Origin of the sequence: Vreelandella venusta (assembly GCF_007989605.1) — a bacterium.
Taxonomy (GTDB): Bacteria; Pseudomonadota; Gammaproteobacteria; order Pseudomonadales; family Halomonadaceae; genus Vreelandella; species Vreelandella venusta.
Genome location: NZ_BJUL01000009.1, coordinates 212,322 through 227,345, shown reverse-complemented (window position 1 = coordinate 227,345; position 15,024 = coordinate 212,322). Strand labels below are relative to the sequence as shown.

Genomic DNA, 15,024 nt, shown 5'->3' with positions numbered 1-15,024 from the left:
CCGATGTGGGCGCTGCCATCAGCGTTCGCGCCAGCTATACCGATCAGCAGGGCACGGCCGAAGCGGTCACGTCTGCTGCCACGGAGAGCGTGGCCAATGTTAACGATGCACCGACAGGTGGCGTGGCCATCAGCGGAGATGCGGTAGAAGATCAGACACTGACCGCCTCTAACACACTGGCGGATGAAGATGGCCTGGGCACGGTAACCTACCAATGGCTGCGCGATGGCAACGAGATCACCGACGCCACCGGCGAAACCTACTCCCTGACCCAAGCCGATGTGGACGCTGCCATTAGCGTGCGTGCCAACTACACCGATCAGCAGGGCACGGCCGAAACTATTACATCGATGCCAACGTCTGCTATTAGTGCTAATCCTGATAGCGATAATGACGGCATTTCGAATGAAGATGAAAGTCGCGTACCATCGCTGGATGGAAGCACTATAGGTGATGGCAACGGCGACGGCACTCCTGACGCCGAGCAAAGCAATGTCAGTTCTATACCGTTTTTATTGACGTCGACGGCTGTCTCTAATCCCGCAGATGCCCCTGAAGCGTTTATCACCCTGACGTCGAACGGCAGCCGTAACGTCGAGAGCGATGATGACTTACTAACGTTGCGTAATGTGCGACAGTTGGATGCACCGAATGACCGACCAGATGACCTTGATATGCCATTTGGTTTAATCGCTTTTGAAGCGGATATAGAAACCGTTGGTGGGTCTCATGTGTTTTCTCTGTTCGTCGACGATGATGTTGAGGCCAATGGTTACTGGAAGCAGAACGCGGCTGGAGACTGGGTAAATCTGGCTAGTGCAGCCTTTGGCGGTAGTCTGACAGGTGAAGGTAATAAATTACGCTTTGATTTTGTCATTGAGGATGGCGGTGAGTTTGATTCTGATGGCGTCGCCAACGGCGTTATTGTTGACCCTGGTGCCATTGGATTCCGTTTACCGGAAACCCCCGAGGATCCAGAGCCTATACCGGATGTCGATGATGGAGGGGTAAACAGCGCACCTATTGCGCGTGACGATGAATTTTCGAGCCGGTTTGGTTGGTTATTGCGCGGGAACCTGTTGGAAGACAATGGCAACGGTATTGATCAGGAGATTGATGGTGATGATTTCTCAATCACTGATATTGATGGTCAAGAGGTTCTTTTTGATACCGCGCTTGTTTTGTCATCTGGTGCGACTCTCACCGTTCAGGAAAATGGTGATTTCCTCTACGACCAGAGGGGGGCTTTTGTGCCCTCACAAGTGGTAGACCGCGTCAGCGATACCTTTGAATACTCGATTGAGGACTCGCAGGGAGCATCAAGCACAGCGACAGTTTCTGTTGAACTGGGCAATGTCACGGACACGGTCGAGATCTCAGTGCTTCAAGCATTATATAAAGTCGCGTTTGATCGAGAGGCGGATGCTACAGGGCTTGATTACTGGTCTGGTGTGCGTGAAAAAGGTGTGAGTATGTTTGATATTGCTGATTTCTTCATCGAATCGGAAGAGTTTACCGATGATCACGGAAATCGCTTCAGTGATGATGACTATCTGACCCTGCTATATGCCAACGCCTTTGATAGAGCTCCTGATGCTGATGGCTTTGCGTACTGGTCAGATGTACTTGAAGAGCCGACGGTTGATCATGGTGATGTGATGACCTATTTCGCCACTTCTGAAGAGATGCAGGTGAAACATTTAGCGGAAGGTTTTATTTTCGCCTGATGCATTGACGTTAGGCTGAGCACTAGCGGCCACCCTTCGCCTTCGGGAGAGTGGCCGCTTTTTATGTGTATCCGTTTTTGATGCTTTTGGCAGTAATGTGCCAAGCCCGATACTCATGTCTCCGTCGTTGGTCCGATGACATCATAGAACGCCGTACCTAAATCACCTGACCAAGAAAGGGTAGGTCGCTAAAGGAATTGATACTGCTGACATGGGGACGTTAATTGTGCAGGGGATAGTGGAAGCGCAGCCGATTATCTATGAAGATTTTCTGCCGGTCAGCGCGGCGGGCATTTTTCAGTTGAACCTGGGCGGTGCAGAGCGCGAAAACCCCTCTAAAGCGAAGGTGCTGGCAAGTTTATAAGGTGAAATTTTCGCTTAAACCCTGAAAGCTGGCGGCACAAAGGTGTGCTACCAGCGATTTTTAATCCGTAAAAGCTAGAATGTGCGCCAGACTGATTTTTGGCGCACATAAAGCAATAACATGTTACCAATAACGTCTAGCAGTATACCCAATTATCTGAATCCTAAATTAGTATTACAATCTAGATATCTGCCTTGCTGTTGCTATTAATAAATCCGATAAATTCTGTTCCAGCTCCTCAGGCATGCTCCGTGCTCGAGACATTGAGATACTGACAGCTGCTCGCGGTCGGTTATGTCTATCTAAGATAGGCACCGAAATTGATATGTCGGATAGAAAATATTCCTCTACCGATATTGCATACCCTTGGCGCCGAAATCTTTCTAAGCGATCCATTATCGCAGGTACTTCGGAGATGGTATTGGGTGTATAAGCCTTTCGCTGAGTTTGCTCCAACAGAGTAAGGGCCTCTTTTTCATCTAATTGCGACAGCATTGCCAGCCCTGGTGCCGTGCAAAAAGCCGGGAGTCGCGATCCGATAGTGATATCGGTATCGAGCATGTTTCGGCTCAGCAGGCGAGATAGATACACCACATCCTGTCCATCCAAAATCGTAAGGCTGACTGAGCCTTCTGTTTCTTTGCTCAGGTTCAGTAAGTAGGGGCGAACCTTATCGACCAATGGATGCGCATGAAGGTAGTGCGCGGCAATATCTAGTGTGCGCACGCTAGGTTCGATCAGTTGTGTTTCCTCGTTGCGCTGCAAGTAGCCTAGCTGCATCAACGTGTGTACAAAGCGCTGTGTTGCGCTTCTGTCCATGTCACAGCGTTCTGCAAGGTTCTTGATGCTCATCGCTGGATGCTCTGCATCGAAAACCTCAAGAATCCGAAACGCTTTAACCACGCTCTTGACCATTAAATGGTCCACCTTTTTCTTTTCGTTCAATTTTTCACCTTTTAATTGAATGGTCTCTGCGCAAGAAAATCATTTTTGTATCTTGATAGCTTTACAGTGAGCATATATCGGCTATATTGATTGTATATTGATCATTGATGATCGCATTGTAATCATTCTAAGGGCAAATAGAGAGATAATCATGTCTGAACATATTCTCACCAGCAAGCAAGGTCGCGTAGGTGTCATCACTTTGAACCGTCCAGAAGTTCTTAACGCCTGGCATAGTGAAATGCGTCAGCAACTTATCGCCGCGCTTGAGGAATTAACAAATGACGATTCGCTCGGCGCAATCGTGCTGACTGGGGCGGGCGAGCGAGCCTTCAGCGCTGGTCAGGACCTCAACGAGACCCGATCTTTTGACTCCGAGCGGGCCAAAAGCTGGGTTGGCGAGTGGGAGATGCTCTACGACAAACTACGCAGCAGTCCTAAGCCCATCATTGCTGGCCTCAACGGAGTCGCGGCTGGTTCGGCCTTTCAGGTAGCTCTACTGTGTGACTTCCGCATCGCCCATGCCGACGTTCGTATGGGGCAGCCCGAAATTAACTCGGGAATCGCTAGTACTACCGGCCCCTGGATCATGCGCGAACACCTGGGGCTAGCTCGAACCATCGACCTGACCCTAAGTGGTCGCTTGATGAATGCCGACGAGTCTTATGCTCTCGGTTTGATCAATCGACTGGTCGCAGCCGATCAGGTTATGGCTGAAGCGCTAGCGCTGGGTGAAGAGCTCGCCGGCAAGCCTCCTGTTGCAATGCGCCTGGATCGTCAGCGTTTTCAAGAAATCACCGAGCCTGGTTTCCGCGACTGCCTTGAGGCGGGGGTTCGCATTCAGGGGGAAGCTTACGCATCGGGAGAGCCGGCACGCATGATGGAACTCTTTCTCAAGCGTTAAGACGGTAGAAAACATAGGCGGTAGAAAACATAGATTGAACAACTGTCGCTTGAGCGACGCGTGAGAAGCAAAGGACATTCGGATTGCTATGATATTCAACCTCAACGATCCCAGTTTTATTCTCGCGCTGCGCGATATCGCAACGCGTGAGCCAGAACGCTTATTCGGGAACTTCGATCAACGTCCCTTGACATTTGGAGAGCTCGATCGTCAGGCCGAGGCTCTCGCCGTCCATCTTCGCAGGGAGCTGGGCATTCACCCTGGTGAGCGTGCCGCGGTAATGATGAATAACGGGCCGGAAGCTATCGCTATCCTGTTCGCACTGGCCAAAGCTGGCATCATTTGGGTGCCAGTCAATGCCCGTCAACGCGGCAATGGCTTGAAATATATTATCGAGCATTGCGCCCCTGCGGTCCTGTTCACCGATGCTGATCTGTGGCCTGTCGTTGTCGACAGTGGAGCGGACTTCACGGGCAAGACGTTGCTGCTGGGCGGCGCTAAGGACACAGTATCAGAGCACTTGGAAGGCGAAAAAAGACTAGACGCACCGGCGCCTGCCATGCGGGAACTATATGCTTTGATGTACACCTCAGGCACGACGGGAAAGCCAAAGGGAGTACGCGTTACGCATGCGATGATGGCGTATGCCCTGAAGAGCGTTGAGCTACTTTGCTCAATCAAACCGGGCGACGTCTTCTTCCAGTGGGAGCCCTTCTACCACATTGGCGGCGCCCAAATGCTGTTGCTGCCGCTGTTCTTCGATGTACGGCTCAGCCTGACCGAGCGCTTCAGCGCCAGTCGTTTCTGGGAACAGGTTCATGTAAGCGGTGCGACTCATATCCATTATCTGGGTGGCGTCCTGCAGATCCTGCTGAAGCAGCCGCCTAGTAAACTGGAGTCTACCCACAATGTACGTATCGCCTGGGGTGGGGGATGTCCAAGCGACCTCTGGTTAACCCTTCAGGATCGTTTCGGCTTCGAGATCCGTGAGTGCTACGGAATGACGGAAGCCTCAAGCCTAACCACCTTCAACGCGGCAGGAAAGCCAGGGTCGGTGGGGCACGCCGTTCCCTGGTTGGACGTCGCTATTCACGATGATAGTGGGAATCCGTTAGCGCCAGGCGAGCCGGGTCAAATCGTGGTCCGTGAAACGCAGCCAGGTGTGCTATTCGATGGTTACTTCCACAATGCTGAGGCTACTGAGAAGACACTAACGAAGGGCTTGCTGCAAACCGGCGACCGCGGCTGGCTCGATACGGACGGGTTTCTCTACTTTCTCGGACGTATCACCGATAGTGTGCGCTGCCGAGGAGAGAATGTCTCGGCCTGGGAGGTGGAGTCGGTCACCCAGCAGCATCCCGATGTTGAGGAGTGCGCGATGATAGGCGTTGCCGCTGAGATTGGCGAGCAGGAAATAAAGCTTTTCCTGAAGCCGAAGGCTGGTCGTGATATCAAACTACGTGAACTGCACCTTTGGCTGAAAGAGCGCTTAGCCTCCTACCAGTGCCCTAGGTACCTTGCCATCGTGGAGGAGTTCGAGCGGACTCCCAGCCACCGCATCGTCAAGCATTGCCTGCCTAAGACCCTACACGAAACTTGGGATAGTCAACGTCTTCACTAAAAGTGATCTTGAGGAAAATATGAACAATAACGACAAGAGAAAAGTTCCGTCCACCGTTCCTACAACTAGAAAAAAGGAGACCAACAGCATGATCCATGTATTGCACAAGACTGCTTCTATTACGGCGTTATCTCTAGCAGCCAGTGGCATTGCCTACGCCGATGTCTGGGATTTACCTTCCCCGCAACCGGCGGACAACTACATTACAGAGAACGTAAGCTGGTTCGCCGATCAAGTACGCGAAGTTACCAATGGAGAGTTGGATATACGCGTTCATCCGAGTGGATCGCTATTTCCTGGCGATCAGATCAAGCGCGCTGTCCAGCGTGATCAGGCTCAGATCGGTGTTCACGTACTTTCCGCCCATCAGAACGAAAATATTCTTTATGGTATAGACTCAGTACCTTTTTTGGCAGATTCCTTCGAAGAGTCCGCACAGCTCTGGGAAGTGACTAAGCCAGCACTGGATGAGTTGATGGCGGAGCAAAACTTGCAGTTGCTCTATCACATCCCTTGGCCTCCTCAGGGTATTTTCTTTGACCGAGAGATCGACACACCCGAGGATGCAGAGGGGTTAAATTTCCGAGCCTATAATACGGCTACGGCGCGTTTTGCAGAACTGATGGGTATGACGCCAACCTTGATTGAGGAAGCCGAACTTTCACAGGCAGCCGCCACTGGCATGGTGCAATCACTGATATCTTCTGGAGACCCCGTTTACAACCACCAGTTATGGGACTACCTCCCTCACTTTTACGATGCCAAAGCGTGGCTCGTGCTTAGCCACGTCTTCGTCAACAAGGACCGCTGGGAAGCTCTTGACGAGGAAATCAAAGAGGATGTTCTGGCCATTGCCACAGAAGCCGAGCAGCGCGGCGAAGAGCAGGCCAGAGAGCTCACCGATGAACTCAAGAGCCGGCTGGGCGACAAGGGGGTTGCGATCAACCAGCCCAATGAAGACCTGCAAGCGGAATTTAACCGTATTGGCGAAGCTATGCAGGAGGAGTGGCTAGAGAAGGCTGGCCCGCAAGGCCGGCAACTGGTAGAGGAATATCGTGCCATGCAATAACGGTACGATTCACGTCCTCATTCCGAAGAATGGGGACTTCGCTTGGCTGGTTGAACTGGGGGCTGCTCCTATGAACACCTTCTCTTTCCGTGCAGCCAGATGTCTGGAAACGCTCTATCGCGTCTTCGGCTATCTTGCCGCGCTATGTATTTTTATCATGCTGATAGTGATCGTTGCTCAGGTGGTACTGCGTTGGAGTGGCACGACTCTGCCTGGCGCTACCAATTACGCTGGCTACCTGATGGGTGCCAGCACGTTCCTTGCTGCGGCCTATACCTTTCACGAAGGCGGGCATATCCGTGTTGGTCTTCTGGTGGAGCGACTCGGGCGCTTTCGCCTCATTGGCGAGCTGTGGTGCCTCTTGGTCGCAAGCGGCATTGCTGGCTTTATCACGTGGCACGCTTTCGATGCGGCCTACTGGTCCTATCGGTTTGGTGACGTCTCATCAGGGCAGGATGCGACTGCGCTTTGGATACCTCAGTCGCTGCTCGCGCTCGGTTCCACAGCATTTACGATTTCAATTCTTGACCATTTCGTGCGTACCCTGGCCACGCTGTTTTGTTCTTCGGCTGCCAACCGCCACGGAATTCATCCCATGAGGAGTCTCTGATGGACTTCACCGAACTGGCCATTGCGCTGCTGCTCATTCTCTTCTTGCTGCTGGGCTCTGGCGTCTGGGTGGCCCTGTCCCTGGTCGGGGTAGCCATCGTATGCATTGCGTTTTTCACTGGTCGCCCTATCGGGGCCTCAATGTACAGCACTTTGTGGACGTCTTCGACGAGCTGGACGCTAACGGCCCTTCCACTATTTATCTGGATGGGAGAAATCCTGTACCGCACACGGCTCTCCGAAAGCCTTTTTCGAGGTCTGAGCCCCTGGCTCAGTTGGCTGCCAGGTCGGCTAATGCATACCAATGTCATCGGTTGTACTTTGTTTGCCGCAGTCTCAGGCTCTTCTGCTGCTACCCTGACGACGGTAGGCAAAATGTCTATGCCGGAACTCAAAAAGCGTGGCTACTCAGATTTCATGAGTGTAGGGACTCTGGCAGGCGCTTCTACCCTTGGCCTTATGATTCCACCTTCCCTAACCATGATTGTCTATGGCGTGATTACCAATCAATCAATACCGATACTATTTATCGCGGGCATACTTCCCGGGCTGATATTGGCCACGTTATTTATGGGATATGTCGTTGCATGGGGGATATTGAAAAAGCCTAATATTGACCAAGAGCCAGCTATGACAATGAAGCAGCGTCTTTATGAGTCGCGACTACTGATACCCGTTGCGTTGCTGATAATTACCGTGATTGGTTCGATGTACTCTGGTCTTGCTACTGCGACTGAAGCAGCTGCACTCGGGGTTGTCGGCGCTTTGTCACTTGCGGCAATACAGCGCAGCCTGACCTTCTCCTCGCTGGTGGAAAGCCTAATTGGAGCCGCTAAGACTTCTTGTATGATTGCGCTCATTTTGGCAGGAGCGTCGTTTCTAACTCTAGCAATGGGATACACGGGGTTGCCTAGAGGTTTGGCTGAATGGGTGGGCACACTCGATCTAACGCCTTTTATGCTTCTGATGGCATTAATGGTTGTTTACATTGTGTTGGGATGCTTCTTGGATGGTATTTCAGCCGTGGTGCTGACTATGGCTGTGGTCACCCCCATGTTGAACGAAGCAGGTATCGATTTGATTTGGTTCGGTATATTTGTGCTAGTCATGGTAGAAATGGCTCAGATTACTCCACCAGTGGGCTTTAATCTCTTTGTAATGAAAGGCCTAACAAATCATAGCCTCGGCTTTATTGCCAAAGCAGCCGCCCCAATGTTTTTAATTATGGTTTTTATGGCGCTATTGCTAATTATATTCCCTGCACTTGTAACCTTTCTACCCAGCTATATGAACGAAGCAAAAATGTAAACGGGGAAATTTAGTTGTAGCCAACTACGGTCTGAAATGGTATCAATGCAGGCTTTTAGGCCTGCATTGATGGATTTTTTTGTCTTAGTTAAATTATTATTTTCTCAGATCTTGTTTTGTTTAAATGCCAGGATGTTAAATGATATTAGTTTACGTGTTAGTTTCATTTAATATCCAACTGAGGCTGATAGCCAAAATTTTTAAGGGGCACTGGGTGCCCAGGTGACCGATGAGCTATCGCTCTATGCTGAGCGCGAAAACGCCTCTAAAGCGAAGGTGCTGGCAAGTTTAAAAAATAATCCATCGTTAATTAAAGAACGGCAGCACAGGAATGTGCTGCCGTTTTGTTAAGTAATAACACCGTGATTAGATCAGCACTCGGAGGCACTGACCTGCATGATACAGCGAGAAACCACTCTCATAGGCGCAGCTCCACAGTGGGCGGGCTTTGATGGGGGTGGGCTGTGACAACGGCAGCGGCAGTAGGCTGTCATCCTCGTTTGCAATGTAATGGGCAAAACCCTGCCCAACCACCGTGCCGGTAGTGATGCCGCGTCCGTTATAACCAGTGGCTGACAATATTCCAGGGGCCGGTTCAAAAATACGTAAGGTGTGGTCCGGTGTGAATGCGATCTTGCCGGTCCAGGTGTATTCCCAACGCACGTTGCCAAGCCCAGGGAAGTAGTGATTTTTAATGGTATCGGCCCAGCGGGTTAAGTAAGCTAACGGCTTGCCTTCACCTTTCCCCAGGCTGCCCAACAGTAAGCGGCCTGCCTTATCTCGGCGTATGCTGCTAAGCACCGTGCGGGTGTCCCAAGCGCCTTGTTTTTCTGGAAGAATTGCATCGGCGGCTTCACCGGTTAGGGGTTCTGACGCCAGCTGATAATAATGGCCGGTAAAGAAGTGTTGTCGAACGTGGTTCCAGTCGTCTTCGGTATACGCATTGGTCGCCATGACGACTTTGTTCGCGGTTACGCTGCCATTTTGAGTTAACACCCGCCAGCGGTCTTCCTGTCGCTCGATGCCTGTTACGGGGCTTTGGCAGTAGAGAGTGGCGCCTAAGTTTGCAGTAGCGCGGGCGAGTCCTTGTGTATAGGCGCATGGGTTGATAGTGCCCGCGCGCTTATCAAGCAGCGCTGCATGTATCTGAGCGGTTCCCGTCATCCGCTCGCATGCTTCGCCTTCGATTAACGTCACCGGCGCCCCACGGTTTTGTAACTGGTCCCGGCGGCGAGCAAGCTCTTGGCAGCCTTTGGTGTTATGACCAAGGTGCAGGGTGCCCGTACGCGTTGCCTCACACTCAATGGCATAGCGCTCAATAATGTCGAATACTTTTGCCGGGGCGCCGCCTAAAATAGTATTAACGCGTTCGCCTTTTTCTTCACCTAGTGCGGCCACAATGTCGTCGGGTGGAATCCAAAGCCCAGCATTAACCAAGCCAACGTTGCGGCCTGAAGCACCCGTGGGGATATCTCCCGCCTCCAGCAACATTACCTTGATGCCTTTCTCGGCCAAATGTAACGCGGTGGACAAGCCCGTAATACCGCCACCAACAACACAGACTTCGGCCTCTTCCTGGTTCGCTAACGCAGGATAGTGCAATGGGGCTTCCGCGCTCGTTTGCAGCCAAAGGCAGCGCTCGGAGAGGGTCGTTTGCATCTTTATAGTACCTCCTGAAAAGAAGCGCAGGCCGGCCATAGGCCGACCTTGAATGGCTATGAAGTAAGTTGGGAAGAGTAGGTGGTTTGGGGAGTGTGGGGCGGATTTTTAGCCGCTTTCTCAGGGGCTTCACGGGGAATGAAACGGCCGGTGAGCGCCCACAGCAAACCAAATAAAGGGGATAGCCAGCAAGCAAATGCAAAGGGCGCATATGCTAGCGTGGGTACGCCAATTGTCGAGGACACAAATCCACCGCCCATGTTCCACGGAATCAATGGAGAGGAGAGCGTGCCATTGTCTTCAATAGTGCGTGACAGCGTCGAAGTCTTATAGCCCATGGCTTGATACTGGCCTTTCAGCAAGCGACCGGGCAGCACCAGCGTTGTATACACATCGCCAATAATAGTGCTTACCGCCAGCGTAGTGCCGGAGCTTGTTGCTACTAAGCTGAAGCGCCCTTTAATAAGCCGCATCAGCTGCTTAATAATCGCATCAACGGTGCCATAGGCTTCCAGCATGCCAGCAAAACCCAGCGCGAAGAACGTTAGCGTTACTACCCAGGTCATGGAGAGCACACCACCGCTGCTGAGCAGAGCATCAATCGCCGGATTACCGGTATCACTGTTAAAGCCATTTTGCATGGCATCAAACACTGCATGAACGGTCTCGCCCTGAATGCCGATAGCCACTAAGCCGCCTATCGCAGCGCCGGTAAAAATAGTCGGGAAAGGCGGGAATTTGGCAAGCGCTAATCCGATCACAACAAAAGGCGGGATCAACGTTACCCAGGAGAGCGTAAAGGTGTCATCAAGTGCCTGACGGAACGTTGCAATATCGGTACTTCGTTCAAGCTGGCCGCCATAGCTAGTGCCGAGCCATAAATAAAGTATCAGCGCGACGATCATAGCGGGCACCGTGGTGGCCATCATGCTGCGTATATGGCTCCATAAATCGGTTTCACACACGGCAGGAGTTAAGTTGGTAGTCTCTGATAAGGGCGACATTTTATCGCCAAAGAACGCCCCGGATACCAGTGCTCCGCCCGTTAGATACATGGGGATGCCCAGCCCTTCCCCGATGCCCATTAGGGCAAGCCCGAGGGTTCCTACTGTGCCCCAGGATGTGCCTGTGGCAAGGGATACCAAAGCACTAACGACGCACGTTGCGACGAGAAAGTAAGAGGGGGAAACCAACTGAAAACCGTAATACATCAGCGTGGGAACGGTGCCGGAAAGAATCCAGGTGCCAATGACCATACCGACCGCTAATAGAATAAAAATAGCGGGCATTCCCAGCTTAACCACCTCAAGCATCGAGGCTTCCATTTTTTGCCAGGGTACGCCACGGATGCGTCCGCACAGGGCGCAAATCATTATTCCGAAGGCTAAAGGAATATGCGGGGTAAAATCAGAGAATATAAAAAATTGCAGAATTAGAATGGCAGTAGTGGCCAGCAGTGGTAATAGCGCCATCGCGAGGCCCGGCGTCGGGCCGATTTGGACATCGTCACGCATACATCACCTTAATTTTTTTATGTTTTTAGTAAGGGCCCTACAGGGAAGGGCCCTTATAGAGGGGAAGGGTTAGTCGAACTTAATGCCTTGAGCTAGTGGGAGTTCACGAGAGTAGTTCACGGTGTTAGTTTGGCGACGCATATAGCTCTTCCAAACGTCGGAGCCAGACTCGCGACCGCCACCGGTTTCCTTCTCGCCTCCAAACGCACCGCCAATTTCAGCACCGCTAGGGCCGATGTTGACGTTGGCGATGCCGCAGTCACTACCAACCGCAGAGATAAAGGTTTCGGCTTCGCGAACATCGGTGGTGAAAATGCACGATGACAGACCCTGGGGGACGTCATTATTGGTAGCAATAGCCTCATCCAGCTCTTTGTAGGTGAGGACATAGAGAATGGGCGCAAAGGTTTCGTGCTTGACCAGCTCGTTTTGCTCGGTCACTTCAACAATGGCGGGCTCGACGTAGTAGCCTTCACCACTGTTGGCGAACTCTACACGGTTGCCACCGAACACTTTTGCACCTTGCTCACGCGCTTTAGCCAGCACACTTTGCATCGCATCAAAGGCTTGGTGATCAATCAGCGGACCAACCAAGTTACCTTCAAGCGGGTTGCCGATAGATATTGCGCTATACGACTTCTTCAGACGCGCTAAGATTTCGTCTTTAATGGATTCATGAACAACTAAGCGACGCAGTGTCGTGCAGCGTTGCCCAGCCGTACCTACCGCAGAGAACAGGATGGCGCGAGTCGCCATATCAAGGTCGGCACTGGGCGCTAAGATCATGGCGTTGTTGCCACCCAGCTCAAGAATGCTGCGGCCGAAGCGTGCAGCGACTTGTGGGCCTACTTCGCGACCCATGCGAGTACTGCCGGTAGCGCTGATCAGCGCAACGCGGGCGTCATTGACCAACTGCTCGCCAGCGGCACGCTCACCAATAATCACCTGGCTCAGGTGCTCGGGGGCTTCATCGCCGAACTCTTCAATGGCACGCTCCAACAGCGCTTGGCATGCCAGTGCCGTTAACGGTGTTTTTTCGGACGGCTTCCAAAGCAAGCTATTGCCGCATACCAGCGCTAAGGCTGAATTCCATGCCCAAGGGGCGACGGGAAAGTTAAACGCCGTAATTAGGCCAATCGGGCCTAACGGATGCCAGCTTTCGCGCATATGGTGACCGGGGCGCTCGGAAGCGATGGTCAGCCCAAACAGTTGGCGAGATTGACCAACGGCGAGGTCACAGATGTCGATCATTTCCTGAACTTCGCCAAGCCCTTCCTGGAGAATCTTGCCGCACTCCCAGGTAACCAACTCGCCAAGTGCTTCTTTGTGCTGGCGCAGTTGATCGCCAAACAGGCGAACCAATTCACCACGACGGGGGGCAGGCACGCTTTTCCAAGCTTGAAAGGCTTTTTCTGCGTTCGCGATAGCGGTTTCAACGTCGCTGCTAGAAGCCGTTGTAAGACGGCCAATTTCGCTACCATCAATCGGTGTGGTAACAACTAGATCGCCGCCTTGATACAGCTCTTTTGCGACACCCATTTTTTCCATCAGGGAATGAATCATTGCTTCACCAAATATTGAATTGTGAGTAAATTGGTTACAGGGGCAGTATTGCCAAGCATGAGGCAGCTCATCAAACGATGTTTGTGAAAAACATCATTCCTTAATTTCACCAAGTGGGAGTGCTATGCGTCGTCGAAACTTACCTTCTTTGACCAGCCTGAACTGTTTCGAGGCCGCGGCAAGGCATCTCAGTTTTACGCGGGCTGCGGATGAGCTGAGCCTGACGCAAAGTGCGGTGAGCAAGCAGGTGTCACAACTGGAAGTTACCCTGCAGCATCCGTTATTTAGGCGGGTGAGAAAGCGTCTGCACCTGACGCCAGAGGGAGCGGTATATCTCGGCGAAGCGCGTAAAATATTAGCCCAAGTCGAAATGTCCACGCGTTATATGCAGTCTTACGGCGTAGAGGCAGATGTGCTGAATATCGCCACCTTGCCCACCTTTGGGGCGCGGTGGCTTATCCCCAGACTCAACGGGTTCCGCTTTAAATATCCCAATATTAATCTCAATATTGCTAACCGCACCGAACCGTTTGATATGCAAAAAGAGCGTATAGAGGCGGCGTTCTTTTTTGGTCATGGCGTATGGCCGCGGGCGGAATGTATTAAGTTGCTGGATGAAGAGGTGGTGCCTGTCTGCTCGCCTTCCGCTATGGAGCAGACAACCGTTCGCGATCCATTAGATTTAACAGACATGGTGCTGTTACAGGTTTCTACTCGGCCCGAAGGGTGGCATGACTGGTTTGAAGCACAAGATCTCTATACGGAACACAGCTATCATGGCCCAAGATTTGATACGTTCTATATGGCGTTAAGAGCGGCCCGCGCTGGCTGTGGCGTCGCCCTAGTACCAAAGTTTCTTGCTCAGGAAGAGCTTGATGAGGGGAAGTTAGTCATTCCTTGGCAGTTCTCACTTAAGAGTCAAGATGCTTATTATATGGCGTACCCAGAGCATATGGTTGAAGTTTATAAACTGCGCGCTTTTATTGAATGGATTCGTGAGCATTTAGATTGATAACGATTAATCTAAATGCTTTGTTGACGGTGGTTTAAGGATGGCTGCTTTTTTATAGAGTCATCTAAAAATAATATGCTAAGTCATTAACCGCTATCTTATAAAGAGGGCTAAAATGTCAGGCTTAGCCTAAGCATATCTTTGTGCTGAATTCCATTTTCAATGATAGGCTCGGGATAGTTCTTCAAGAAAAAGTCTTTATCGATGTAATCAACCCTAAAGCCCTGGCGTTGGTAGAAGGTCAGTTGATAGCCGAATGTACCCGTTCCCACCTCTAGGCGCTGTGCGCCTGATTCCTTCACTTTTTCGATAACATATCCGAGCAGTTGGGTGCCAACACCATGCTGTTGAACCGCTGGTGAAACGGCAATGTTCATCAGTTCCAGTGCTCCCTTATAAATAGGCTTGATAACACAAGCGCCGACTATCGCCCCTTTGTCGTGGGCTGCGAAGCACCTTGATTGATATAGGTACCTTTTAATGGCCTCCTCGGACGGGTCCGCTAAAAGAAGTAGCTCCATTGGTACTTCAGAGGGTGTTATCTCAGCGATTTGCAACGCAACCTACTCCTCTCGTGTTCAGAATAATTTACATTCTATTTTTGTATGAATGTCTTTATGTGAGCGTTTGGGTGATTTTGACTTTAGGGCGTGTGTTCTGATTTGGATAGGCACACGTGGCCTGTCACTATAAAATTAAAGTATTTATGTAACATAAAAAGCCTGAGTG

13 protein-coding genes and 1 pseudogene are annotated in these 15,024 nt (G+C 51.4%); 9 read left to right on the top strand and 5 right to left on the bottom strand.

What is annotated here, in order from left to right; translation table 11 throughout:
- Window positions 1–1,727, top strand: a 1,727-nt coding sequence (locus HVE01_RS12620; RefSeq protein ID WP_146944495.1) for a DUF4214 domain-containing protein, incomplete at its 5' end; no start/stop codon positions are given.
- A gap of 211 nt (window positions 1,728–1,938) precedes the next feature.
- Window positions 1,939–2,091 (top strand): annotated as a pseudogene (locus HVE01_RS12615) (2-oxoadipate dioxygenase/decarboxylase family protein); the annotation flags it as partial.
- A 174-nt stretch (window positions 2,092–2,265) separates the two neighbouring features.
- On the opposite strand, the gene HVE01_RS12610 reads toward HVE01_RS12615, so the two are convergent.
- Window positions 2,266–3,036 carry an IclR family transcriptional regulator gene (locus HVE01_RS12610; RefSeq protein ID WP_125752318.1) on the bottom strand — a complete coding sequence of 257 codons (771 nt, stop codon included), beginning with the start codon at window positions 3,034–3,036 and terminating at the stop codon, window positions 2,266–2,268.
- 151 nt (window positions 3,037–3,187) lie between these two features.
- Between HVE01_RS12610 and HVE01_RS12605 the strand changes: the two genes are divergently transcribed.
- The 6 genes from HVE01_RS12605 (at window position 3,188) to HVE01_RS20130 (ending at window position 8,898) form a co-directional block, all read left to right on the top strand.
- Window positions 3,188–3,940, top strand: coding sequence for an enoyl-CoA hydratase/isomerase family protein (locus HVE01_RS12605; RefSeq protein ID WP_146944493.1), 753 nt, complete (start codon window positions 3,188–3,190; stop codon window positions 3,938–3,940).
- 88 nt (window positions 3,941–4,028) lie between these two features.
- Window positions 4,029–5,561 (top strand): class I adenylate-forming enzyme family protein, encoded by a 1,533-nt coding sequence (locus HVE01_RS12600; RefSeq protein ID WP_125752312.1) that lies wholly within the window; start codon window positions 4,029–4,031, stop codon window positions 5,559–5,561.
- Window positions 5,562–5,649: 88 nt separating this feature from the next.
- Entirely contained in the window at window positions 5,650–6,630 is a 981-nt protein-coding gene (locus tag HVE01_RS12595) for a TRAP transporter substrate-binding protein (RefSeq protein WP_164517116.1), read from the top strand.
- Window positions 6,617–7,240 (top strand): TRAP transporter small permease subunit, encoded by a 624-nt coding sequence (locus HVE01_RS12590; protein WP_125752306.1) that lies wholly within the window; start codon window positions 6,617–6,619, stop codon window positions 7,238–7,240. Before HVE01_RS12595 ends, HVE01_RS12590 begins: the two co-directional genes overlap by 14 nt.
- Window positions 7,240–8,547, top strand: a complete 1,308-nt coding sequence (locus tag HVE01_RS12585; protein WP_146944491.1) for a TRAP transporter large permease — start codon at window positions 7,240–7,242, stop codon at window positions 8,545–8,547. The genes HVE01_RS12590 and HVE01_RS12585 overlap by 1 nt, the downstream gene beginning before the upstream one ends.
- 222 nt (window positions 8,548–8,769) lie before the next feature.
- The gene (locus HVE01_RS20130) at window positions 8,770–8,898 is read left to right on the top strand and encodes a hypothetical protein (RefSeq protein ID WP_277395552.1); all 129 of its coding nucleotides are present in this window, start codon (window positions 8,770–8,772) and stop codon (window positions 8,896–8,898) included.
- Window positions 8,899–8,913: 15 nt separating this feature from the next.
- Here HVE01_RS20130 and amaA read toward each other — a convergent pair whose 3' ends face one another.
- From amaA to amaB, 3 genes are all read right to left on the bottom strand, one after another.
- Window positions 8,914–10,206, bottom strand: coding sequence for an L-pipecolate oxidase (amaA, locus tag HVE01_RS12580; protein ID WP_146944489.1), 1,293 nt, complete (start codon window positions 10,204–10,206; stop codon window positions 8,914–8,916).
- 56 nt (window positions 10,207–10,262) lie between these two features.
- Entirely contained in the window at window positions 10,263–11,720 is a 1,458-nt protein-coding gene (gene nhaC / locus HVE01_RS12575) for a Na+/H+ antiporter NhaC (RefSeq protein ID WP_125752297.1), read from the bottom strand.
- 69 nt (window positions 11,721–11,789) lie between these two features.
- The gene (gene amaB, locus HVE01_RS12570; protein ID WP_125752294.1) at window positions 11,790–13,283 is read right to left on the bottom strand and encodes an L-piperidine-6-carboxylate dehydrogenase; all 1,494 of its coding nucleotides are present in this window, start codon (window positions 13,281–13,283) and stop codon (window positions 11,790–11,792) included.
- Between the two features lie 124 nt (window positions 13,284–13,407).
- Here amaB and gcvA point away from each other — a divergent pair, with 124 nt between their 5' ends.
- On the top strand, window positions 13,408–14,295 hold the full coding sequence (gene gcvA, locus HVE01_RS12565; RefSeq protein ID WP_125752291.1) for a transcriptional regulator GcvA: 888 nt from the start codon (window positions 13,408–13,410) through the stop codon (window positions 14,293–14,295).
- Between the two features lie 110 nt (window positions 14,296–14,405).
- Here the strand turns inward: gcvA and HVE01_RS12560 are convergent, their stop codons facing one another.
- The gene (locus HVE01_RS12560; RefSeq protein ID WP_240645121.1) at window positions 14,406–14,852 is read right to left on the bottom strand and encodes a GNAT family N-acetyltransferase; all 447 of its coding nucleotides are present in this window, start codon (window positions 14,850–14,852) and stop codon (window positions 14,406–14,408) included.
- Window positions 14,853–15,024: the final 172 nt, after the last annotated feature.

Bases quoted from the DNA above. Each gene is read 5' to 3' on its own strand.
- HVE01_RS12595 (WP_164517116.1), top strand. From the start codon at position 5,650: ATGATCCATGTATTGCACAAGACTGCTTCTATTACGGCGTTATCTCTA.
- HVE01_RS12605 (WP_146944493.1), top strand. From the start codon at position 3,188: ATGTCTGAACATATTCTCACCAGCAAGCAAGGTCGCGTAGGTGTCATC.
- HVE01_RS12600 (WP_125752312.1), top strand. From the start codon at position 4,029: ATGATATTCAACCTCAACGATCCCAGTTTTATTCTCGCGCTGCGCGAT.
- HVE01_RS12585 (WP_146944491.1), top strand. From the start codon at position 7,240: ATGGACTTCACCGAACTGGCCATTGCGCTGCTGCTCATTCTCTTCTTG.
- amaA (WP_146944489.1), bottom strand. From the start codon at position 10,206: ATGCAAACGACCCTCTCCGAGCGCTGCCTTTGGCTGCAAACGAGCGCG.
- nhaC (WP_125752297.1), bottom strand. From the start codon at position 11,720: ATGCGTGACGATGTCCAAATCGGCCCGACGCCGGGCCTCGCGATGGCG.
- gcvA (WP_125752291.1), top strand. From the start codon at position 13,408: ATGCGTCGTCGAAACTTACCTTCTTTGACCAGCCTGAACTGTTTCGAG.
- amaB (WP_125752294.1), bottom strand. From the start codon at position 13,283: ATGATTCATTCCCTGATGGAAAAAATGGGTGTCGCAAAAGAGCTGTAT.